The 21,338-nt window shown below is 63.5% G+C and carries 12 protein-coding genes, 2 tRNA genes and 3 rRNA genes; 2 read left to right on the top strand and 15 right to left on the bottom strand.

The window, feature by feature from the left end; genetic code table 11:
• Positions 1-13: 13 nt before the first annotated feature.
• The 8 genes from mraY to coq7 all read right to left on the bottom strand — a co-directional run bounded on the left by mraY (position 14) and on the right by coq7 (position 8,826).
• Complete coding sequence (mraY, locus tag BLV92_RS03540) at positions 14-1,183, bottom strand: phospho-N-acetylmuramoyl-pentapeptide-transferase (RefSeq protein WP_090542285.1); 1,170 nt, start codon at positions 1,181-1,183, stop codon at positions 14-16.
• Positions 1,184-1,204: 21 nt separating this feature from the next.
• Entirely contained in the window at positions 1,205-2,620 is a 1,416-nt protein-coding gene (locus BLV92_RS03535) for a UDP-N-acetylmuramoyl-tripeptide--D-alanyl-D-alanine ligase (protein ID WP_090542283.1), read from the bottom strand.
• Complete coding sequence (locus tag BLV92_RS03530; RefSeq protein ID WP_090542281.1) at positions 2,617-4,164, bottom strand: UDP-N-acetylmuramoyl-L-alanyl-D-glutamate--2,6-diaminopimelate ligase; 1,548 nt, start codon at positions 4,162-4,164, stop codon at positions 2,617-2,619. Before BLV92_RS03530 ends, BLV92_RS03535 begins: the two co-directional genes overlap by 4 nt.
• Positions 4,161-6,050 (bottom strand): peptidoglycan D,D-transpeptidase FtsI family protein, encoded by a 1,890-nt coding sequence (locus BLV92_RS03525; RefSeq protein ID WP_090542279.1) that lies wholly within the window; start codon positions 6,048-6,050, stop codon positions 4,161-4,163. The genes BLV92_RS03530 and BLV92_RS03525 overlap by 4 nt, the downstream gene beginning before the upstream one ends.
• Positions 6,047-6,394: a cell division protein FtsL gene (gene ftsL, locus BLV92_RS03520; protein WP_090542277.1), complete on the bottom strand. Its 348-nt coding sequence runs from the start codon at positions 6,392-6,394 to the stop codon at positions 6,047-6,049. The genes BLV92_RS03525 and ftsL overlap by 4 nt, the downstream gene beginning before the upstream one ends.
• Positions 6,391-7,332 carry a 16S rRNA (cytosine(1402)-N(4))-methyltransferase RsmH gene (gene rsmH, locus BLV92_RS03515; protein ID WP_090542275.1) on the bottom strand — a complete coding sequence of 314 codons (942 nt, stop codon included), beginning with the start codon at positions 7,330-7,332 and terminating at the stop codon, positions 6,391-6,393. The genes ftsL and rsmH overlap by 4 nt, the downstream gene beginning before the upstream one ends.
• Positions 7,333-7,360: 28 nt before the next feature.
• Positions 7,361-7,789 (bottom strand): division/cell wall cluster transcriptional repressor MraZ, encoded by a 429-nt coding sequence (gene mraZ, locus BLV92_RS03510; protein ID WP_090542273.1) that lies wholly within the window; start codon positions 7,787-7,789, stop codon positions 7,361-7,363.
• A 386-nt stretch (positions 7,790-8,175) separates the two neighbouring features.
• The gene (coq7, locus tag BLV92_RS03505) at positions 8,176-8,826 is read right to left on the bottom strand and encodes a 2-polyprenyl-3-methyl-6-methoxy-1,4-benzoquinone monooxygenase (RefSeq protein ID WP_090542271.1); all 651 of its coding nucleotides are present in this window, start codon (positions 8,824-8,826) and stop codon (positions 8,176-8,178) included.
• Positions 8,827-9,144: 318 nt separating this feature from the next.
• On the opposite strand from coq7, the gene BLV92_RS03500 reads away from it, so the two are divergent.
• Complete coding sequence (locus BLV92_RS03500) at positions 9,145-10,326, top strand: porin (RefSeq protein ID WP_090542269.1); 1,182 nt, start codon at positions 9,145-9,147, stop codon at positions 10,324-10,326.
• A gap of 149 nt (positions 10,327-10,475) precedes the next feature.
• On the opposite strand, the gene BLV92_RS03495 is transcribed toward BLV92_RS03500, so the two are convergent.
• Both BLV92_RS03495 and BLV92_RS03490 read right to left on the bottom strand, forming a co-directional pair.
• On the bottom strand, positions 10,476-12,149 hold the full coding sequence (locus BLV92_RS03495; RefSeq protein ID WP_090542267.1) for a long-chain fatty acid--CoA ligase: 1,674 nt from the start codon (positions 12,147-12,149) through the stop codon (positions 10,476-10,478).
• Between the two features lie 137 nt (positions 12,150-12,286).
• Positions 12,287-14,365: a molybdopterin-containing oxidoreductase family protein gene (locus BLV92_RS03490; protein WP_090542265.1), complete on the bottom strand. Its 2,079-nt coding sequence runs from the start codon at positions 14,363-14,365 to the stop codon at positions 12,287-12,289.
• Between the two features lie 173 nt (positions 14,366-14,538).
• Between BLV92_RS03490 and BLV92_RS03485 the strand changes: the two genes are divergently transcribed.
• Positions 14,539-15,732: a M20 aminoacylase family protein gene (locus BLV92_RS03485; RefSeq protein WP_090542263.1), complete on the top strand. Its 1,194-nt coding sequence runs from the start codon at positions 14,539-14,541 to the stop codon at positions 15,730-15,732.
• A gap of 144 nt (positions 15,733-15,876) precedes the next feature.
• On the opposite strand, the gene rrf is transcribed toward BLV92_RS03485, so the two are convergent.
• The 5 genes from rrf to BLV92_RS03460 all read right to left on the bottom strand — a co-directional run bounded on the left by rrf (position 15,877) and on the right by BLV92_RS03460 (position 21,128).
• Positions 15,877-15,990, bottom strand: a 5S ribosomal RNA gene (rrf, locus tag BLV92_RS03480).
• A 174-nt stretch (positions 15,991-16,164) separates the two neighbouring features.
• Positions 16,165-19,043: ribosomal RNA gene (locus tag BLV92_RS03475) — 23S ribosomal RNA — on the bottom strand.
• Between the two features lie 278 nt (positions 19,044-19,321).
• Positions 19,322-19,397: transfer RNA gene (locus BLV92_RS03470), tRNA-Ala, on the bottom strand.
• 53 nt (positions 19,398-19,450) lie between these two features.
• Positions 19,451-19,527 (bottom strand) — tRNA-Ile (locus tag BLV92_RS03465).
• A gap of 70 nt (positions 19,528-19,597) precedes the next feature.
• Positions 19,598-21,128, bottom strand: a 16S ribosomal RNA gene (locus tag BLV92_RS03460).
• Together the 16S, 23S and 5S rRNA genes with 2 tRNA genes alongside form the textbook arrangement of a ribosomal RNA operon.
• Between the last annotated feature and the right edge of the window lie 210 nt (positions 21,129-21,338).

Raw genomic sequence — 21,338 nt, 5'->3', positions numbered from 1 at the left:
TTGCAATTCCCGGTTAACGCAGCTTGAGGGTGGACAGACCGAACAGGCACAGCATCAGCGTGATGATCCAGAAGCGCACGACAACCTGCGTCTCTTTCCAGCCAGACAGTTCGAAATGGTGGTGCAGCGGCGCCATCTTGAAGATGCGCCGCCCTTCGCCATGCAGCTTCTTCGTGAACTTGAACCACGACACCTGCAGCATCACGGAGAAGGTTTCCGCGACGAAGATGCCGCCCATGATGAACAGCACGATTTCCTGGCGCACGATCACCGCGACCGTGCCGAGCGCGCCGCCGAGCGCGAGCGCGCCGACGTCGCCCATGAACACCTGCGCCGGATGCGTGTTGAACCACAGGAACGCGAGGCCCGCGCCGCCCATCGCGGAACAGAAGATCAGCAGTTCGCCCGCGCCCGGAATGTGCGGGAACAGCAGATAACGCGAATAGACCGAACTGCCCATCACGTACGCGAACACGCCGAGCGACGCGCCGACGAGCACGACCGGCATGATCACCAGACCGTCGAGGCCGTCGGTGAGATTGACCGCGTTGCTCGCGCCGACGATCACGAAATACGTGAGCGCGATGAAACCCCACACGCCGAGCGGGTAGCTGATCGACTTGAGGAACGGCAGCATCAGGTCCGCGCGCGCGGGCAGGCCCATCGACAGGCCGCTCTCCACCCACGCCATGAACAGGTCGAACACGCGCACGTTGTTCGCTTCCGACACGCTGAACGCGAGATACACAGCCGCGAAGAGACCGATCACCGACTGCCAGAAATACTTCTCGCGCGACGACATCCCGCGCGGGTCCTTGTGGACGACCTTGCGATAGTCGTCGACCCAGCCGATCACGCCGTAGCCGAACGTGACGAGCATCACGATCCAGATGAAGCGGTTCGCGAGGTCGCCCCACAGCAGCGTCGAAATCGCGATCGACAACAGGATCAGCACGCCGCCCATCGTCGGCGTGCCGGACTTCACGAGGTGGCTTTGCGGGCCGTCCTTGCGGACCGCCTGGCCGACCTTCATCTGCGTCAGCTTGCGGATCACCCACGGGCCGCAGACGAGCCCGATCAACAGCGCGGTGATGGTCGCCATCACCGCGCGGAACGTCAGATAACTGAACACGCGCAAGAAGCTTGCGTCATTCTGCAGCCATTGCGCCAGCGCCAGTAGCATGCTTGAGGTCCTTCCAGTCTTTCAATGCGCGCCGGACTTCGCGTCCGGCGCAGGGTTGTTGTGCGGACTCGCGAGGGCAGCCACCACGCGTTCCATCTGCATGAAACGCGAGCCCTTCACGAGGATCGTTGCGGCCGGGCCGTAACCGGCTGCGGCCAGTGCGCCGACGAGCGCGCCGACGTCCGCCGCGTGGTGCGCATTCGCACCGTACGCGGCGGCCATGTCGCGCGACGCGTCGCCGAGCGTGTACAGCGCGTCGATGCCGCGCTCCTTCGCATACGCGCCCACCTCGCGGTGAAACGCGGGGCCGTCGTCGCCGACTTCGCCCATGTCGCCCATCACCAGCACGCGCGGCGACGGCTGCAACGCGAGCACGTCGATCGCCGCGCGCGCGGAGTCCGGGTTCGCGTTGTACGTGTCGTCGATCACCGTCGCGCCCGCGAGCGCGCCGAGCGCCGCCTGCTTCACCTGCAAACGGCCCTTCACCGGCTCGAACGCTTCGAGGCCGTGGCGGATCGCGTCGAGCGATACGCCCGCCGCGAGCGCGGCCGCCGTCGCGGCGAGCGCGTTGTGCGCGTTGTGCGCGCCGAGCGCCTGCAACGCCGCTTCGACGCGGCCTTGCGGCGTGTCGATCGTCAGCCGGTTGCCGACGAACGTGCCGGTCACCGCCGCATCGACGGCGCGCTCCGGCGTGTGCAGCGCGAAGTCCATCACCTGCGAGCCGGTCGCGGCGACGCGCCAGATGCCCGCATACGCGTCGTCGGCCGGGAACACCGCGACGCCTTCCGGCGTCAATGCGTGGATCACGCTCGCGTGTTCGAGCGCGACCGCCTCGACCGTCGCCATGAACTCCTGGTGCTCGCGCTGCGCGTTGTTGACGACCGCAACGGTCGGTTCCGCGATCTGCGCGAGTTGCTGCGTCTCGCCCGGATGGTTCATCCCGAGTTCGACGACCGCGAGCCGATGCGCGCCGGACAGGCGCAGCAGCGTCAACGGCAGGCCGATGTCGTTGTTGAAATTGCCGGCGGTCGCGAGCCGCGCGTCGGCGCCGACCGCCGCCGCGAAGATCGACGCGATCATCTCCTTCACGGTGGTCTTGCCGTTGCTGCCGGTCACCGCGACGAGCGGCGCCGCGAAGCGCCGCCGCCAGCCGCGCGCGAGCGCGCCGAGCGCGCCGCGCGTGTCGTCGACGCGCAGCGCCGGAATGCGCCAGTCGCCGGGGCTGCGCGACACCAGCACCGCGCTCACGTGGCGGTTCGCGACTTCCGGCAGGAAGTCGTGCGCGTCGAAGCGGTCGCCTTTCAATGCGACGAACAGGTCGCCGGGACCGGCGGTGCGGCTGTCGGTCGACACGCGCTCGAACGTCGCCGCGTCGTCGCCGAGGACGCTCGCGCCCGGAATCAGCGCCGCCGCTTCGCGTAGGGAAAACATCGTCATTCTGTGTCTCCGCGCCCGTGCTTCGTGGCACGGGCTGCGAGCGCAAGGCGCGCGTGGTCCTGGTCGGAGAACGCGCGTTTCCTGCCCTTGATTTCCTGGGTCGCCTCGTGGCCCTTGCCGGCGAGCACGATCACGTCCTCGCGCGCGGCGCCGCGCACCGCGTGCAGGATCGCGCTCGCGCGGTCCTCGATGCGCAGCGCGCGCGCGCCGTCGCGCATGCCGCCGACGATCTGCTCGATGATCGCGGCCGGCTCCTCGCTGCGCGGGTTATCGCTCGTCACGACGACACTGTCCGCGAGCCGCCCGGCGATCTCGCCCATCAGCGGACGCTTGGTCGCGTCGCGGTCGCCGCCGCAGCCGAACATGCAGACGAGCCGGCCGCCGCGCGCAGCCGCGATCGGGCGCAGCGCGTCGAGGGTCTTTTCGAGTGCGTCCGGCGTGTGCGCGTAGTCGATCACGACGAGCGGCTCGTCGTGATCGAGACGGCCGCCGAGGCGCTCCATCCGGCCGTTCACCGGTTGCAGTTTCGCGAGTTCGTTCAGCGCGGCGAACAGCGGCGCGCCCGTCGCGAGCAGCGCGCCGAGCACGCCGAGCAGGTTGCTGACGTTGAACAGGCCGAGCGTCTGCACTTCGACCTCGGCGTCGCCCCAGTCGGACGTCGCGAGACGGAACGCGGTGCCGTTCGCGCTCGCGCGCACGTTCGACGCGCGCAGCCAGGCGTCGGCGGCCGGCGCGTCGTCAGCCGTATCGATGCCGTACGCGATCGTGCGCGCGCGGCCGCGCGTCGCCGCAAGCAGGCGGCGGCCCGCCGCGTCGTCCGCGTTGACCACCGCCGCGTTCAGTCCCGGCCACGCGAACAGGCGCGCCTTCGCGGCCTCGTACGCGTCGAACGTGCGGTGATAGTCGAGATGGTCCTGCGTGAGATTCGTGAAGATCGCGATGTCGAACGCGGTGCCGTTCACGCGCCCCTGGTGCAGCGCGTGCGACGACACTTCCATCGCGACCGCCTGCGCGCCAGCCTTGTGCAGTTGCATCAGGCTGCGCTGCAGTTGCGGCGCGTCGGGCGTCGTGAAGCCGGTGTGCACGAGTTGTCCCGGCAGTCCGGTGCCGAGCGTGCCGATGATCGCGCAGCGCTTGCCGAGCCCGGTGAGCGCCGCGGCAATCCATTGGCTGCACGACGTCTTGCCGTTCGTGCCGGTCACGCCGACGACGAGCAGCGCGTCGCTCGGGTCGCCGTACCAGCCGCTCGCGATTTCGCCGGCGAGCGCGTCGAGCGACGGCACCGCGAGCGAGATCGCCGGATCGACCTGTCCGCCGAACCCTTCCGGCTGATACAGCACCGCGGCCGCGCCGCGCTCGATCGCGCCCGCGATGTGCGGGCGGCTGTCCGCGCCGTCCACCGCATACGCGACGAACACGTCGCCCGCCTTCAGCGCGCGCGAGTCGCCGTGCAGGTCGGCCTGCGGGCTCGCGTGCGCGCGCAGCCAGGCAAGCGCGTCGGCGATCTGCCGGTGCGCCGGATGTCGAGTGCGCAGCGCGCTCATCGTACGACTCCGGGGCGGGTTTTCGCGTTGTCGGCGACGGTCATGCGGCGCGCGCGCCCCGTGTCCTTCGCGCTGGCGATCCGTTTCGCGGGCGCTGCGGCGGCGGGCGCCAGTGCCGGCGTGTTCGCGGGGGCGGCCTGCGCGGTGTCGTCCGACACGACGAGCTGCTTCACCGGCATGTCGGGCGGCACGTTCAGCGAGCGCAGCGTGTCGCCGACGATCGCGGAGAACACCGGGCCGGACACCTGGCCGCCGAAGTGGCTGCCGGCGGTCGGCTCGTCGACGGACACCGCGACGACGATCCGCGGATTCGGCATCGGCGCCATGCCGACGAACGACGCGCGATACTTCGAGCGGTCGTAACCACGGCCCACGTGCTTGTACGCGGTGCCGCTCTTGCCGCCGACGCGGTAGCCGGGGACCGCCGCGTCCGGCGACGTGCCGCCGGGCGCGGTCACCATTTCGAGCATCGCGCGGACTTCGCGCGCGGTCGTCGGCGAGAACACCTGCGGACCGGACACCGGCTGGTCGCCGGGGGTCCGGAAGATCGACACGGGCAGGATCTGCCCGTCGTGCGCGATCGCGGTGTACGCGCGCGCGAGCTGGAACAGCGACGCGGACAGGCCGTAGCCGTACGACATCGTCGCCTGCTCGATGCGGCGCCAGCTTTTCCACGGACGCAGCCGCCCCACCGCCGCGCCGGGGAATCCGACCTTCGGCGCCTGGCCGAGACCGATGCTGGTGTACATGTCCCACATTTCCTGCGGCTTCAACTGCATCGCGATCTTCGTCGCGCCGATGTTGCTCGACTTCTGGATCACGCCGCCGACCGTCAGGACGCCGAACCCGCTGTCGTCGGTGATCTGCGCGCCGTCCAGCACGAAACGGCCGTTGCCGGTATCCACCAGTGTAGACGGCGACACGCGGTGCAGATCGAGCGCGAGCGACACCGTAAACGGCTTCATGATCGAGCCCGGCTCGAACACGTCGGTCAGCATCCGGTTGCGCAACTGCTCGCCGGTCAGGTGCGAGCGGTCGTTCGGGTTGTACGTCGGGTAGTTCACGAGCGCGAGCACCTCGCCCGTGCGCACGTCGATCACCATCGCCGTGCCGGCCTTCGCCTTGAACTTCTCGACCGCCGCTTTCAGGTTCGTGTACGCGATGTACTGGATCTTGCTGTCGATCGACAGATCCACGTCGACGCCGTCGTGCGGCACGACCTGCTCGTCGACGTCCTCGATGATGTGGCCCATCCGGTCCTTGATCACGTGGCGGATGCCCGGCACGCCCGCGAGAATCTTCTGGTCGCCGAGTTCGACGCCTTCCTGCCCTTCGTCCTCGACGTTCGTGAAGCCGATCAGGTGCGCGGTGATCTCCCCTTCCGGGTAATAACGCTTGTACTCGTTGCGCTGATAGATGCCGGGGATGTCGAGCGCGGTCACCTTCGCCGCGACGTCGAGCGGCACCTGGCGCTTCACGTAGACGAACGTCTTGTCCTCGGACAGCTTCGCGCGCAGCTCCTTCGTCGTCATGCCGAGCAACTGGCCGAGCTGCGCGAGCTTGTCCGCGCCGAGGTCGTCCGGCACCGACTCGGGAATCGCCCAGATCGCGCGCACCGGCAGGCTCGTCGCGAGCACGAGGCCGTTGCGGTCGAGAATCTTGCCGCGCGTCGCCGGCAGTTCGAGCGTGCGCTGATAGCGGCTCTCGCCCTGCTTCTGATAGAACGCGTTGCCCGGCCCCTGGATCCAGAACGCGCGCCCGGCGAGCGCGGCGAACGCCATGAACAACAGGAACACGACGAGCTTCGAGCGCCACATCGACAGGCGCACGGACAAGATCGGATTGGCGGAGAAAGCGACGCTCTTGCGGCTGGAACCCTTTTTCATCGGACGCCTCCGCGACGGACGGACGGCACGGAAGCGGCGTCGGCGGGCGGCACCGGGGCGTCCTCGGCGCGTGCGGCGCCGGGCGCGAGAGTCAGGTATTGCGTGCGTCCGGTCGTCACGGGCTGCATCTTGAGCGAATCGGTGGCGATCTGTTCGATGCGCGACGTCTTCGACAGCGCGCTCTGCTGATATTGAAGCTGGGCGTAGTCCTGCTGCAGTTGCCGCTCCTGCGTTTGCGCGCGCTGCAACTGGATGAAGATCTGCCGCTGCTGGTTCGTCGCATTGACGACCGACAGCGCGCATCCCATCACGACGATCAGCAGGAAGATGTTCAGGCGGTTCATGGCGTGACGCGCTCCGCGATGCGCATCACCGCCGAGCGGGCACGGGGGTTCGCGGCGACTTCGGCGTCGCCGGGAAACACGCGGCCGAGCAGCTTGAGCGGCGGGCTCGGCAGATCGACCGCGCGGATCGGCAGACGACGATCGACCGCAGGCGCACTCGCGTGCGCCTGCATGAACCGTTTGACGATCCTGTCTTCGAGCGAATGAAAGCTGATCACGACCAGCCGCCCCCCCTGCTCCAACTGCGCCAATGCCGCCTCTAGAACGACCTGCAGCTCCGCAAGCTCTTGATTGACGTGAATCCGTATAGCCTGAAAGGTGCGGGTTGCCGGGTCCTTGCCCTTCTCACGGGTCTTGACGACGTTAGCCACGATTTGGGCAAGCTCGCCCGTGCTCCGGAGAGGCCCGAGACGGTCGGACTCTGCCCGGCGAGCAACAAGCGCCTTTGCAATCTGAAAAGCAAACCGTTCTTCCCCATAATCCCGTATCACCTCCGTCAATTCCTGCACCGTGGCCCGCGCGAGCCAGTCCGCGGCGGACTCGCCGCGCGTCGGGTCCATCCGCATGTCGAGCGGACCGTCCGCGCGGAAACTGAAGCCGCGCTGCGGGTCGTCGACTTGCGGCGACGACACGCCAAGGTCCAGCAGCACGCCCGACACACGCCCTACCCCGCGCGACGCAAGCTCGTCGCGCAGTGAAGCAAAACTCTGATGCACGATCGCAAACCGCGGGTCCGCGATTTCGCCGGCCGTCGCGATCGCCAGCGGATCCTTGTCGAACGCGATCAGCCGCCCGGCGTCGCCGAGCCGGCCGAGGATCGCGCGGCTGTGGCCGCCACGGCCGAACGTGCCGTCCACATAGACGCCGTCCGTGCGCGTGACGAGCGCGTCGACCGCCTCGTCCAGCAGCACCGTGCGATGCTGCATTCCCTGTCCCATCGCAGATGCCATAACGGTTGAGCGGCGGTCAGAACGTGAAATTCTTTAACGCGTCGGGCATGCCCTGCGCCATGGCCGCCTGTTCCTTCGCGGCATAGGTCTGCGCATCCCACAACTCAAAATGACTTCCCATGCCGAGCAGCATCACTTCCTTTTCCATTCCGGCCGCGAGGCGCAGTTCGGGCGACACGAGCACGCGCCCGGCGCTGTCGAGTTCGACGTCCGACGCGTTGCCGAGGAAAATGCGGCGCCACCAGTGCGCATCCATCGGCAGCGCGGCGACCTTCGCGCGGAACACTTCCCATTCGGGGCGCGGAAACAGCAACAGGCAGCCGTCCGGGTGCTTGGTGATCGTCACCCGGCCTTCTGCCTGTCCTTGCAGCGCCTCCCGATAGCGAGACGGAATCGACATCCGCCCTTTCGCATCGAGCGTCAGCGCCGACGCCCCCTGGAACAATTCCCTTCCCCTCACGCGGCGACCATCGCCGCACGCCCATTATCAAAAAATCTACCGGATTACGCGCCCGAAATCACACAAAAATACACTTTCTCACACTGTCTCCCACTTTAGAGGAACGCCTAAGCAGGGTCAAGGGATGCTGAACGTTTTTTGACGAAATTTACCCGCAAGAACAAGGACTTAGCGCCACATCCTCAAGTCGGTCTCAAGTGAAAAACCGTTATGAATGAATGAGCTACTGCGGGTTGTGAAGGTGATACGTGAGAAGCGCGGGTTCAGGCAAGGCGAGGCGGGGGTTCGGCGGGGATCGAAGAGGCGGTTCGACGCGGGTTCGGGCGGATTTCCCCGTGGGACGGCAGCGGCGCCGTCTCACGGAGCGGCGCTCAGATGCGGTACGCGGTGCGGGTCATCACCTTCGACGCGGCGCGCATCAGCGACCGGACCGGCAGCGGCAGTTCGATGCCGCCCAGGTCCATCGCCGACTTTGCGTGGGCCGCCTCGTCGACGCGCATCTGCTCGACGACCGCGCGCGATTCGCGGTCGCCGGCAGGCAGGCTGTCGAGATGCGAATCCAGATGACGCTCGACCTGGCGTTCGGTCTCGGCCATGAAGCCGAGGCTCACCTTGTCGCCAAGTCGCCCGGCCGCGAAGCCGATCGCGAGCGCGCCCGCGTACCACAGCGGGTTCAGCAGGCTCGGGCGCGAGTCGAGCGCCTGCAGGCGCCGCGCGGTCCACGCGAGATGGTCTTCCTCTTCGAGCGCCGCGCGCTCGAACGCGTCCTTCAGCGCCGGCGAGCGGGTCGCGATTTTCTGCGCCTGATACAGCGCCTGCGCGCACACCTCGCCGACGTGGTTCACCCGCATCAGACCCGCGGCGTGCGCGCGTTCGGCGGGAGTCAGTTCGGCCGCAACGGTTTTTTCGCCATCCGCTTCTTCACTGGCCGGCGGCGTCGGCATCGGCCGCGTCATCCGCGATATTCCGGTGACCGAACGAAGGCCCCGATCGAACTCGGTGATCAACTCGTCGAGCGTCATCCAACCCCTCCCTTTCTCGATGACAACCGTCCGGCAAGGGGTGCCGCGGCGGCTTTACAGGAACATGCGGACCGCCGTCAATCCGGGGCAGATCCGATAGCTAGCCGCACATTCTAGACCATGTTGTGTAAACGAAACAGCGACTTACGGGCGTCGGGCTTTTCCTTTGTGCAGGTTGACCCTTTTGTTACATTACGTCCAACTTCTCGCGAAGTTAGCAAGCAGGGCCGCACGCGATACAAGCCATACATAAGCCGCACAACAAAAAACGGCCCTGCCAATAAGAGCCTGAAGGTTCAAACTTGGAGATCTATTCAAATGAAGAAGTCGCTTCTCGCGCTCGCCGCAATGAGCGCGTTTGCTGGCGTCGCTCACGCACAGAGCAGCGTCACGCTGTACGGCATCATCGACCAGGGCATTAACTATACGAACAATGCCAAGGGCGCCAGCCTCATCAACATGACGAGCGGCGTATTGCAGGGCAGCCGTTGGGGCCTGCGTGGTGCGGAAGACCTGGGCGGCGGTCTCAAGGCCATCTTCGTGCTCGAAAACGGCTTCGACCTGAGCAGCGGCAAGCTCGGTCAAGGCGGCCTGATGTTCGGTCGCCAGGCTTATGTCGGCCTGAGCAGCACGCGATACGGCTCGGTGCTGCTGGGTCGCCAGTACGACTCCGTCGTCGATTACGTCGGTCCGCTCGAAGTGGGCGACCAGTGGGGCGGCTACATCGCGGCTCACCCGGGCGACCTCGACAACTTCAACAACGCGTATCGCACGAACAACACCGTCAAGTTCGCCAGCGTGAACTACGCGGGTCTGACGTTCGGCGGCACGTACAGCTTCGGCGGCGTCTCGGGCAACTTCTCGCAGAACCAGATCTGGTCGCTCGGCGCCGGCTACAGCAACGGCCCGCTGACCCTCGGTGCGGCCTACCTGAACGCGCGCACGCCGTCGAACGCGGGCGGCCTGTTCGGCAACAACACGTCGACGAGCACGGCGTCGGCCGTGACGTCGCCGGTGTACAGCGGCTTCGCGAACGCGAACACGTACCAGGTCATCGGTGCGGGCGGTGCGTACACGTTCGGCGCGGCCACGATCGGCGCGACGTACTCGAACGTCAGCTTCCGCAACCTGGGCGCGAACCTCGGCGCTGCAACGCCGGTGTTCCAGAGCGGCCAGAACGCGACGTTCAACAACGCCGAAATCAACTTCAAGTATCAATTCACGCCGGCGCTGCTCGCAGGCGTCGCATTCGATTACACGGACGGCAACAGCGTCGCGAAGATCGGCGGCGGCGACGCATCCGCAAAGTACTACCAGTACTCGGCCGGCGTCGATTATTTCCTGTCGAAGCGCACGGACGTGTACGTGACCGGCGTGTACCAGCACGCTTCGGGTACCGACTCGACCGGCGGCCCGGCGGTTGCGGCGATCAACAACCTGTCGCCGTCGACGACCCCCAACCAGGTCACCGTGCGCGTCGGTATCCGCCACAAGTTCTAATAAGTCGTAACAACGGCAGCAAGACACTCAAGGCGCCTTCGGGCGCCTTTTTTCTTGTCCGCTGCCTTCAGCGCGCGGGCATAAAAAAACCGGCCTGCGCCGACGCGGCAAGCCGGTTTCGAACTGCCTGGCGCGGAAAAAGCCGCCGTTTATGCGTTCCCATCCCGCAGTTCGCGCCGCAGGATCTTGCCGACGTTGCTCTTCGGCAGGTCGGCGCGGAACTCGATCAGCTTCGGCCGCTTGTAGCCGGTGAGCTGCGTCTTGCAGAACGCGAGCACGTCCTGATCGGTGAGCGCCGGATCCCTCTTCACGATGTACAGCTTCACCGCCTCGCCCGAATGCGGATCGGGCACGCCGACCGCCGCGACCTCGTACACGCCTGGCAGCTTCGCCACGACGTCCTCGACTTCGTTCGGGTAAACGTTGAACCCCGACACGAGGATCATGTCCTTCTTCCGGTCAACCAGCTTCACGTAACCGCGCTCGTCCATCACGCCGATGTCGCCGGATTTGAAGAAGCCGTCGCCGGTCATCACCTTCGCGGTCTCGTCCGGACGCTGCCAGTAGCCGGCCATCACCTGCGGCCCGCGAATGCAGATCTCGCCCGCCGCGCCGATCGGCAGTTCGTTGCCGTCGTCGTCGCGGATCGACACTTCGGTCGACGGCAGCGGCAGGCCGATCGTGCCGCTGTACTCGGTGACGGTCGTCGGATTGCAGGTCACGCTCGGCGACGTCTCCGACAGGCCGTAGCCCTCGACGATCGGCGTATGGGTCTTTTCGTACCAGCGTTTCGCGACCGCTTCCTGCACCGCCATCCCGCCGCCGTTGGCGACCATCAGCTTCGAGAAGTCGAGCTTGTCGAAGTCCGGATGGTTCAACATCGCGTTGTACAGCGTGTTGACCGCGGGGAACGTGTTGATCGCGTAGCCCTGCAGCGACTTGATCGTGCCGGCGATGTCGCGCGGATTCGGGATCAGCACCGCAAGGCCGCCGCTGCGGATCGTCAGCAGCCCGCAGACGGTCAGCGCGAACACGTGATAGAGCGGCAGCGCGGCGACCGTGATGCCCGCGCCGACGTCCGGATGCTTGACGCGCGCGGCGTCGAGCCACGCCTGCGACTGCAGCACGTTCGCGATCAGGTTCCGGTGCAGCAGCGTCGCGCCCTTCGCGACGCCGGTCGTGCCGCCGGTGTACTGCAGGAACGCAACGTCGTCCGGGTGCTGCTCGACCCGACGGAACGACTGCCGCGCGCCGTCCGCGAGCGCGTCGTTGAAACGCACGTGACCCGGCAGGCTCCAGGCGGGCACCATCTTCTTCACGCGCCGCACGACGAAGTTGACGATGCAGCCCTTCGGACCGAGCAGGTCGCCCATCGACGCGACGACCACGTGCCGGACCGCCGTATGGCCGATCACCGCCTGCAGCGTCTTCGCGAAGTTTTCGAGGATCACGATCGCCTCGGCGCCGCTGTCCTTCAGTTGGTGCTCAAGCTCGCGAGGCGTGTACAGCGGATTGACGTTGACGACCACATAACCGGCGCGCAGGATCGCCGCGAGCGCGACCGGATACTGCAGCACGTTCGGCATCATCACCGCGATGCGCGCGCCCGGCGCGAGGCCCTTCGACTGGAACCATGCGGCAAGCCGGAGCGACAGTTCGTCCAGCTCGCCGTAACTGATCGTCTTGCCCATGCACGCGAACGCGGGTTTGGACCGGTTCGTCTCGAAGCTCTCTTCGAGCAGCGCGGTGATCGACGCGTAACGCGACGTGTCGATCTCGGCCGGTACGCCGGGCGGGTACGATTTCAGCCAGACTTTCTCCATGCTGCGTCTCCTCCTGAATTTTTAGAATGACCGTGCTAAAGGGCGGATCGTAGCATGGTGGTTCTACCGCCAAGCGGGCGGCGCGGCAAGTTAGAAAGCACCCTCGAACCTCGTTCGCGGCGCCCGGTGCCTGACGCTCACGCGCGCTCGACTTCGACGAGGCAGTCGTAGAACGTCGCCGAGCCGCCGAGGTCGGTCAACGCCTGGCTCGTCACCTGGTTCGCGTTGCGGCCGTCCGGCGCGAGTTTCTTCCACCAGATCGACAACCCGACGACGAGTCCTTCGCGGGCGCGCTCGGTGACGCGCGCCCGCGCGCGCAGCGATCCGCGGTCGTTGAATACGCGAACCTCGTCGCCGTCCGCGACGCCGCGGTCCGCCGCATCGGACGGATGCAGATCGAGGTGCGGCTCGCCTTCGGTCGCGCGCAGGCTTTCGACGTTCACGAAAGTCGTGTTCAGGAAGTTGCGGGCAGGCGGCGAGATCATGGCGAGCGGATAACGCGCGGCCAGCTCCGGCGCATGGTCGGCCGACTCGTACGGCGGCAGATAATCCGGCAGCGGATCGAGGCCCGACTTCGCGAGCGCGTCGCTGTAGAACTCGCACTTGCCGGTCGTCGTCGGAAAACCGCCGTTCGCGAACGGCGCGTCCGCGATCTTCAGCTTCGCCCAGCCCTGCGCCTTCAGCGTCGGCCAGTCGACGCCTTCGAGCGCGGGGTCGTCCCAGCGGAACGCGCGCGATGCGACTTCGTCGTCGCTCTCGAACAGCGCCGGCTCCGTCAGTTGCATGCCGCGCGCGATCCGCCGGAAGATTTCCGTGTTCGGCAGCGCGCCGCCGACCGGCGCGATTGCCGGCAGGTTCACCATCACGTGCGTATGGCCGTACGACTTGTGGATGTCCAGATGTTCGAGCTGCGTCGTTGCAGGCAGCAGCAGGTCCGCGTAGTCGGCGGTGTCGGTCTGGAACTGCTCCAGCACGATCGTGAACAGGTCGTCGCGCGCGAAACCCGCGGCCACTTTCGCGGAATCCGGCGCGACCGCGACCGGATTCGAGTTGTACACGACGATCGCTTCGATCTTCGGGCCGAACGCCGCGTCGCCTTCGTGCGTCAACGCATCGCCGATCTGGTTCATGTTGATCACGCGCGGCAGCTTCGACGGCCAGCCGGGCATCAGATCCGGGCGCTGCAATGCGTTCACGTCGGCCGGCGACCAGCCCGACGACGACAGCAGCGCGCCGCCCGAACGTTCGCGCCACGCGCCGGTCAACGCGGGCAGACACGCGATCGCGCGCACCGCATTGCCGCCGCCGCGCACGCGCTGCATCCCGTAGTTCATCCGGATCGCCGACTTGCGCGTGGACGCATAGAGCCGGGCGAGATCGACGACAGTCTGCTCGTCGATCCCGCAGATCGCCGCGACGCGCGCCGGCGTATACGTGAGCGCGCGCGCTTTCAGTCCGTCGAAACCCTGCGTGTGCGCGGCGATGTACGCGTGATCGAGCCGATCCTCGACGATCAGCACATGCATGATGCCGAGCGCGAGCGCCGCATCGGTGCCCGGCTTCAGCGCGATGTGCTGTTGGCATTTCTCGGCCGTCAGCGAGCGGTAAGGATCGATCGCGATCACCGTCGCGCCGTTGCGCTTTGCCTCCTGCACGCGCGTCCACAGATGCAGGTTCGAGGCGATCGGGTTCGCGCCCCAGATCAGGATGACTTCGCTTTCCGCGAAGTATTCGGTATGCATCCCGACACTCGCGCCATACGTATAGCGAAGGCCGGCCGCGCCGGCCGACGCGCAGATCGCGCGGTCGAGCCGCGACGCGCCGAGCTTGTGAAAGAAGCGCTGCGCGATGCTGTCGCCCTGCACGAGGCCCATCGTGCCCGCGTAGCTGTACGGCACGATCGCTTCGGGTGCGCGCCGCGCAATTTCGCCGAGCTTCGCGGCCGCGATCGCGACCGCTTCGTCCCAACCGATCGGCTCGAAACGGCCTTCGCCCTTGCGACCGACACGCTTCATCGGCTGCGTCAGCCGGCGCGGATGGTGCACCCGCTCCGCATAGCGGCTCACCTTCGTGCACAGCACGCCTTGGGTCGGTGGATGATCGGGATCTCCGGTCACCTTCACCGCCCTGCCGTCCTCGACCGTCACGCGCATCGCGCAGGTGTCGGGACAGTCGTGCGGGCAGACTGCGCGGGCAAATCCGGTCGGGGCATTCATCTGGGAGGTCCGTCTGGTGGTGCGTTGCTTGAGATATCGCGATTTTATTACGGAGCGGCAGTGCGCCTCATATGCGCCTGGGGGCTTTAGCGGGAAAAAAAACGTTGGGCGTAGAATGGACCGTCCAGACCCGGACAGATACCGGGTGTCAACTTGCTCAGGCACAGTCCACCATGAAACTGATCCCGGAAATCCAGGCGGCGCATGGAGAAATCCAGACGCTGCGACGAACGATCCATGCCCATCCCGAACTGCGCTACGAAGAGGCAGAGACGTCGGAACTGGTCGCGTCGAAGCTGACCGAATGGGGCATCGACGTGTTTCGCGGGTTGGGCAAGACCGGCGTCGTCGGCGTGCTGAAACGCGGCGACGGCAACCGGTCCGTCGGACTGCGCGCGGACATGGATGCGCTGCCGATTCAGGAGCTGAACACGTTCGATCACCGGTCGCGCAACGAAGGCAGGATGCATGCGTGCGGGCACGACGGCCATACCGCGATGCTGCTTGGCGCGGCGCGGCATCTGGCGAAGCATGGCCAGTTCAACGGAACGATCGTGTTCATCTTCCAGCCGGCGGAGGAAGGCGGCGCGGGCGCGAAGGCGATGATCGAAGACGGTCTGTTCGAACGCTTCCCGGTTGATGCGGTGTTCGGCATTCACAACTGGCCGGGCATGCCTGCAGGACACTTCGGTGTGACCGAAGGCCCGATCATGGCGTCGAGCAACGAGTTCAGGATCGACATCAAGGGCATCGGCTCTCATGCGGCGCTGCCGCATAACGGTCACGACCCGGTGTTCACGGCCGTGCAGATCGCGAACGGACTGCAGGGGATCATCACGCGCAACAAGAAACCGCTCGATACCGCAGTGCTGTCGATCACGCAGATCCATGCGGGCGATGCGGTGAACGTCGTGCCTAACGTAGCGTGGATTGGCGGGACCGTGCGGACGTTTACGACGGAAACGCTGGATCTGATCGAGTCGCGGATGCGCAGGATCGCTGAAAGCACGGCGGCGGCGTACGACTGCACGGTGGAGGTCGCGTTTCATCGCAACTATCCGCCAACGGTGAATAGCGCGGCGGAAACGCAGTTCGCGGCTGAGGTAATGAAAGAGGTTATCGGTTCTGAACGCGTTGAGACGAATGTCGAGCCGACGATGGGCGCCGAGGATTTCTCGTTCATGCTGCTTGAGAAGCCGGGCTGCTATGCGTTTCTTGGGAACGGCGATGGCGGGCATCGTGATGCGGGGCATGGAGCCGGTCCGTGCATGCTGCACAACGCGAGTTATGACTTCAACGACCAGTTGCTGCCGGTTGGATCGACGTACTGGGTACAGTTGGCGACACGGTTTCTGTCGCGAGGGTAAGTCGCATCGCGTGGCTGGGCGGTCCCGCCGCCACTGAGGTACTGAACGCCGAGCCGGGGCGTTTATTGTTTTTCAGTGCCGTAAACGCCGAACCCCGACCCTCCGTTGGGTGGAGAGGCCGGGGTATCGGGGACAGCATGAGGAGCCTGACGATTACCTACTTTCACACGGGCAATCCGCACTATCATCGGCGTGGAGTCGTTTCACGGTCCTGTTCGGGATGGGAAGGGGTGGGACCGACTCGCTATGGTCATCAGGCATGACGGGTTGCTGCGTCGCGGTTTGGGGTCGCGCCACAGCCAATCTGGAAGAAGCGTAAAGAGTGGGGGTTGTGATGTTCTGCACAACACGTTCTCAACTTGCGGCGCATCCCGCTGGGGGATGGGTCCGGCCGGGTGCTGAGGCACCGGCCATGACCGACACACCTGTTATAGGATCAAGCCTTACGGGCAATTAGTATCAGTTAGCTTAACGCATTACTGCGCTTCCACACCTGACCTATCAACGTCCTGGTCTTGAACGACCCTTCAAGGGGCTCGAAGCCCCGGGGAAGTCTCATCTTGAGGCGAGTTTCCCGCTTAGATGCTTTCAGCGGTTATCTCTTCCGAACATAGCTACCCGGCGATGCCACTGGCGTGACAACCGGTACACCAGAGGTTCGTCCACTCCGGTCCTCTCGTACTAGGAGCAGGCCCCCTCAAACTTCCAGCGCCCACGGCAGATAGGGACCAAACTGTCTCACGACGTTTTAAACCCAGCTCACGTACCTCTTTAAATGGCGAACAGCCATACCCTTGGGACCGGCTACAGCCCCAGGATGAGATGAGCCGACATCGAGGTGCCAAACACCGCCGTCGATATGAACTCTTGGGCGGTATCAGCCTGTTATCCCCAGAGTACCTTTTATCCGTTGAGCGATGGCCCTTCCATACAGAACCACCGGATCACTATGACCTGCTTTCGCACCTGCTCGACTTGTCAGTCTCGCAGTCAAGCACGCTTATGCCATTGCACTATCAGCACGATTTCCGACCGTACCTAGCGTACCTTCGTACTCCTCCGTTACCCTTTGGGAGGAGACCGCCCCAGTCAAACTGCCTGCCATGCACTGTCCCCGATCCGGATAACGGACCAAGGTTAGAACCTCAAACAGATCAGGGTGGTATTTCAAGGACGGCTCCACGACAACTGGCGTTGCCGCTTCACAGCCTCCCACCTATCCTACACAAACCGGTTCAAAGTCCAATGCAAAGCTGCAGTAAAGGTTCATGGGGTCTTTCCGTCTAGCCGCGGGGAGATTGCATCATCACAAACACTTCAACTTCGCTGAGTCTCGGGAGGAGACAGTGTGGCCATCGTTACGCCATTCGTGCAGGTCGGAACTTACCCGACAAGGAATTTCGCTACCTTAGGACCGTTATAGTTACGGCCGCCGTTTACCGGGACTTCAATCAAGAGCTTGCACCCCATCATTTAATCTTCCGGCACCGGGCAGGCGTCACACCCTATACGTCCACTTTCGTGTTTGCAGAGTGCTGTGTTTTTATTAAACAGTCGCAGCCACCAGTTTATTGCAACCCCTTCACCCTCACGGCGCGAGCCGCTCAAGCTACAGGGGCGTACCTTATCCCGAAGTTACGGTACCAATTTGCCGAGTTCCTTCTCCCGAGTTCTCTCAAGCGCCTTAGAATACTCATCTCGCCCACCTGTGTCGGTTTGCGGTACGGTCACTGTGAAACTGAAGCTTAGAGGCTTTTCCTGGAACCCCTTCCGATTGCTTCGCTCCCGAAGGAGCTCGCGCCACACCCTTGAATTCCGTACCCGGATTTGCCAGGGTACCTTCTCCAATGCAGCGACCGGGACTTCCAACACCCGGACAACCTTCCGCGATCCGTCCCCCATCGCATTTCACAATGGTGCAGAAATATTAATCTGCTTCCCATCAGCTACGCATTTCTGCCTCGCCTTAGGGGCCGACTCACCCTACGCCGATGAACGTTGCGTAGGAAACCTTGGGCTTACGGCGAGGGGGCCTTTCACCCCCTTTATCGCTACTCATGTCAGCATTCGCACTTCCGATACCTCCAGCACACTTTCCAGTGCACCTTCGCAGGCTTACGGAACGCTCTCCTACCATGCGTGCAAGCACGCATCCGCAGCTTCGGTAACTGGCTTAGCCCCGTTACATCTTCCGCGCAGGACGACTCGATCAGTGAGCTATTACGCTTTCTTTAAAGGGTGGCTGCTTCTAAGCCAACCTCCTGACTGTTTTTGCCTTCCCACTTCGTTTCCCACTTAGCCAATTTTAGGGACCTTAGCTGGCGGTCTGGGTTGTTTCCCTCTTGACACCGGACGTTAGCACCCGATGTCTGTCTCCCGTGATTGCACTCTTCGGTATTCGGAGTTTGCTATGGCGAAGTAATCCGCAATGGACCCTTCAACCATGACAGTGCTCTACCCCCGAAGGTGATACACGAGGCACTACCTAAATAGTTTTCGGAGAGAACCAGCTATTTCCAGGTTTGTTTAGCCTTTCACCCCTATCCACAGCTCATCCCCTAACTTTTCAACGTTAGTGGGTTCGGCCCTCCAGCACGTGTTACCGTGCCTTCAGCCTGGCCATGGATAGATCACCTGGTTTCGGGTCTACACCCAGCGACTGGACGCCCTGTTCGGACTCGCTTTCGCTACGCCTGCCCTATACGGTTAAGCTCGCCACTGAATGTAAGTCGCTGACCCATTATACAAAAGGTACGCCGTCACCCCTTGCGAGGCTCCGACTGTTTGTATGCATGCGGTTTCAGGATCTGTTTCACTCCCCTCCCGGGGTTCTTTTCGCCTTTCCCTCACGGTACTGGTTCACTATCGGTCGATCACGAGTATTTAGCCTTGGAGGATGGTCCCCCCATCTTCAGACAGGATTTCACGTGTCCCGCCCTACTTGTCGCATACCTAGTTCTTCCATGCCGTTTTCGTCTACAGGGCTATCACCTGCTATGGCCGCACTTTCCAGAGCGTTCGACTAACGGTACAGATAAAGAATGCAGGCTGATCCCATTTCGCTCGCCACTACTCTGGGAATCTCGGTTGATTTCTGTTCCTGCGGCTACTTAGATGTTTCAGTTCGCCGCGTTCGCTTCACATGGCCTATGTATTCAGCCATGGATACTCCATTCGGAGTGGGTTTCCCCATTCGGACATCTCCGGATCAAAGCTTGTTTGCCAGCTCCCCGGAGCTTTTCGCAGGCTACCGCGTCCTTCATCGCCTGTGATCGCCAAGGCATCCACCACATGCACTTGTTCGCTTGACCCTATAACGGGTGGGCCTCTTTCGAAGCCGCTCCGCTACAGGTTGAGTTTTAGCGTTGTGCCGTATTCCAATCCGTCTTGCGACGGCCTTGAGATACATCGATACAATCACAACCCTGATTCTCTACTCACACCCATCTCTAAGTGCTTTCGATGAATCTCTTTACTACTTCTTCCTGATTGTTAAAGAACGACAGCCGATAATCAGCTGACTGGCTCAGTCGCCAATGCGCAATACCCTGAACAGGACACTGTGCACTGATGACTGATGGACAGACCTTGGTGGAGGCAGACGGGATCGAACCGACGACCCCCTGCTTGCAAAGCAGGTGCTCTCCCAGCTGAGCTATGCCCCCCGTGTCTTGCGTACACACGCGGGAGACTGTGGCTCGCACCCTCCGGACCAGGATGGTGGGTCTGGCTGGATTCGAACCAGCGACCCCCGCCTTATCAAGACGGTGCTCTAACCGACTGAGCTACAGACCCCCGGGTCTGTCCTTCTCTCTACAGCCGACAAGTGTGAGCGCTCTGACACGTGAACCGCGCATAGCTCTGGAAAGGAGGTGATCCAGCCGCACCTTCCGATACGGCTACCTTGTTACGACTTCACCCCAGTCATGAATCCTGCCGTGGTGACCGTCCTCCTTGCGGTTAGACTAGCCACTTCTGGCAAAACCCACTCCCATGGTGTGACGGGCGGTGTGTACAAGACCCGGGAACGTATTCACCGCGGCATGCTGATCCGCGATTACTAGCGATTCCAGCTTCACGCAGTCGAGTTGCAGACTGCGATCCGGACTACGATCGGTTTTCTGGGATTGGCTCCCCCTCGCGGGTTGGCGACCCTCTGTTCCGACCATTGTATGACGTGTGAAGCCCTACCCATAAGGGCCATGAGGACTTGACGTCATCCCCACCTTCCTCCGGTTTGTCACCGGCAGTCTCCCTGGAGTGCTCTTGCGTAGCAACTAGGGACAAGGGTTGCGCTCGTTGCGGGACTTAACCCAACATCTCACGACACGAGCTGACGACAGCCATGCAGCACCTGTGTTACGGCTCCCTTTCGGGCACCCCCGGCTCTCACCAGGGTTCCGTACATGTCAAGGGTAGGTAAGGTTTTTCGCGTTGCATCGAATTAATCCACATCATCCACCGCTTGTGCGGGTCCCCGTCAATTCCTTTGAGTTTTAATCTTGCGACCGTACTCCCCAGGCGGTCAACTTCACGCGTTAGCTACGTTACTAAGGAAATGAATCCCCAACAACCAGTTGACATCGTTTAGGGCGTGGACTACCAGGGTATCTAATCCTGTTTGCTCCCCACGCTTTCGTGCATGAGCGTCAGTATTGGCCCAGGGGGCTGCCTTCGCCATCGGTGTTCCTCCACATCTCTACGCATTTCACTGCTACACGTGGAATTCCACCCCCCTCTGCCATACTCCAGCGATGCAGTCACCAATGCAGTTCCCAGGTTAAGCCCGGGGATTTCACATCGGTCTTACATCACCGCCTGCGCACGCTTTACGCCCAGTAATTCCGATTAACGCTCGCACCCTACGTATTACCGCGGCTGCTGGCACGTAGTTAGCCGGTGCTTATTCTTCCGGTACCGTCATCCACCCCCGGTATTAGCAGGGATGATTTCTTTCCGGACAAAAGTGCTTTACAACCCGAAGGCCTTCTTCACACACGCGGCATTGCTGGATCAGGGTTGCCCCCATTGTCCAAAATTCCCCACTGCTGCCTCCCGTAGGAGTCTGGGCCGTGTCTCAGTCCCAGTGTGGCTGGTCGTCCTCTCAGACCAGCTACGGATCGTCGGCTTGGTAGGCCTTTACCCCACCAACTACCTAATCCGCCATCGGCCGCCCCGTTAGCGCGAGGCCTTTCGGTCCCCCGCTTTCATCCACAGATCGTATGCGGTATTAATCCGGCTTTCGCCGGGCTATCCCCCACTAATGGACACGTTCCGATGTATTACTCACCCGTTCGCCACTCGCCGCCAGGGTTGCCCCCGCGCTGCCGTTCGACTTGCATGTGTAAGGCATGCCGCCAGCGTTCAATCTGAGCCAGGATCAAACTCTTCAGTTCAAACCTGTTACTGTCTTTCGGTTCCAGTGATCTCTCACCGGAGCCGGTCGCTCACTCAAAGTGCTGACAGATTCCACCCCCGTTTCTCAACGGGCGTGAAACCCACCTTTACTTTCGTGCGAGCGCCTTGCTGCTGATACTTTTGCTGCACCCCCTCCCGAAGGAGAGGATGTCGCGCAGTCCGCATCGAGCGCCCACACTTATCGGCTG

It is taken from the genome of Paraburkholderia caballeronis, assembly GCF_900104845.1.
In the GTDB taxonomy this organism is placed as follows: domain Bacteria; phylum Pseudomonadota; class Gammaproteobacteria; order Burkholderiales; family Burkholderiaceae; genus Paraburkholderia; species Paraburkholderia caballeronis.
The sequence above is the reverse complement of the archived record's forward strand: the minus strand, read 5'-3'. Positions and strand labels throughout refer to the sequence as shown.

What these genes read in the sequence shown, in the direction of transcription:
- ftsL (WP_090542277.1), bottom strand. Translation starts at nt 6,394, where the DNA reads ATGAACCGCCTGAACATCTTCCTGCTGATCGTCGTGATGGGATGCGCG.
- BLV92_RS03495 (WP_090542267.1), bottom strand. Translation starts at nt 12,149, where the DNA reads ATGGAGAAAGTCTGGCTGAAATCGTACCCGCCCGGCGTACCGGCCGAG.
- coq7 (WP_090542271.1), bottom strand. Translation starts at nt 8,826, where the DNA reads ATGACGCTCGACGAGTTGATCACCGAGTTCGATCGGGGCCTTCGTTCG.
- BLV92_RS03535 (WP_090542283.1), bottom strand. Translation starts at nt 2,620, where the DNA reads ATGACGATGTTTTCCCTACGCGAAGCGGCGGCGCTGATTCCGGGCGCG.
- BLV92_RS03500 (WP_090542269.1), top strand. Translation starts at nt 9,145, where the DNA reads ATGAAGAAGTCGCTTCTCGCGCTCGCCGCAATGAGCGCGTTTGCTGGC.
- BLV92_RS03485 (WP_090542263.1), top strand. Translation starts at nt 14,539, where the DNA reads ATGAAACTGATCCCGGAAATCCAGGCGGCGCATGGAGAAATCCAGACG.
- rsmH (WP_090542275.1), bottom strand. Translation starts at nt 7,332, where the DNA reads ATGGGACAGGGAATGCAGCATCGCACGGTGCTGCTGGACGAGGCGGTC.
- mraY (WP_090542285.1), bottom strand. Translation starts at nt 1,183, where the DNA reads ATGCTACTGGCGCTGGCGCAATGGCTGCAGAATGACGCAAGCTTCTTG.
- BLV92_RS03490 (WP_090542265.1), bottom strand. Translation starts at nt 14,365, where the DNA reads ATGAATGCCCCGACCGGATTTGCCCGCGCAGTCTGCCCGCACGACTGT.
- BLV92_RS03530 (WP_090542281.1), bottom strand. Translation starts at nt 4,164, where the DNA reads ATGAGCGCGCTGCGCACTCGACATCCGGCGCACCGGCAGATCGCCGAC.
- BLV92_RS03525 (WP_090542279.1), bottom strand. Translation starts at nt 6,050, where the DNA reads ATGAAAAAGGGTTCCAGCCGCAAGAGCGTCGCTTTCTCCGCCAATCCG.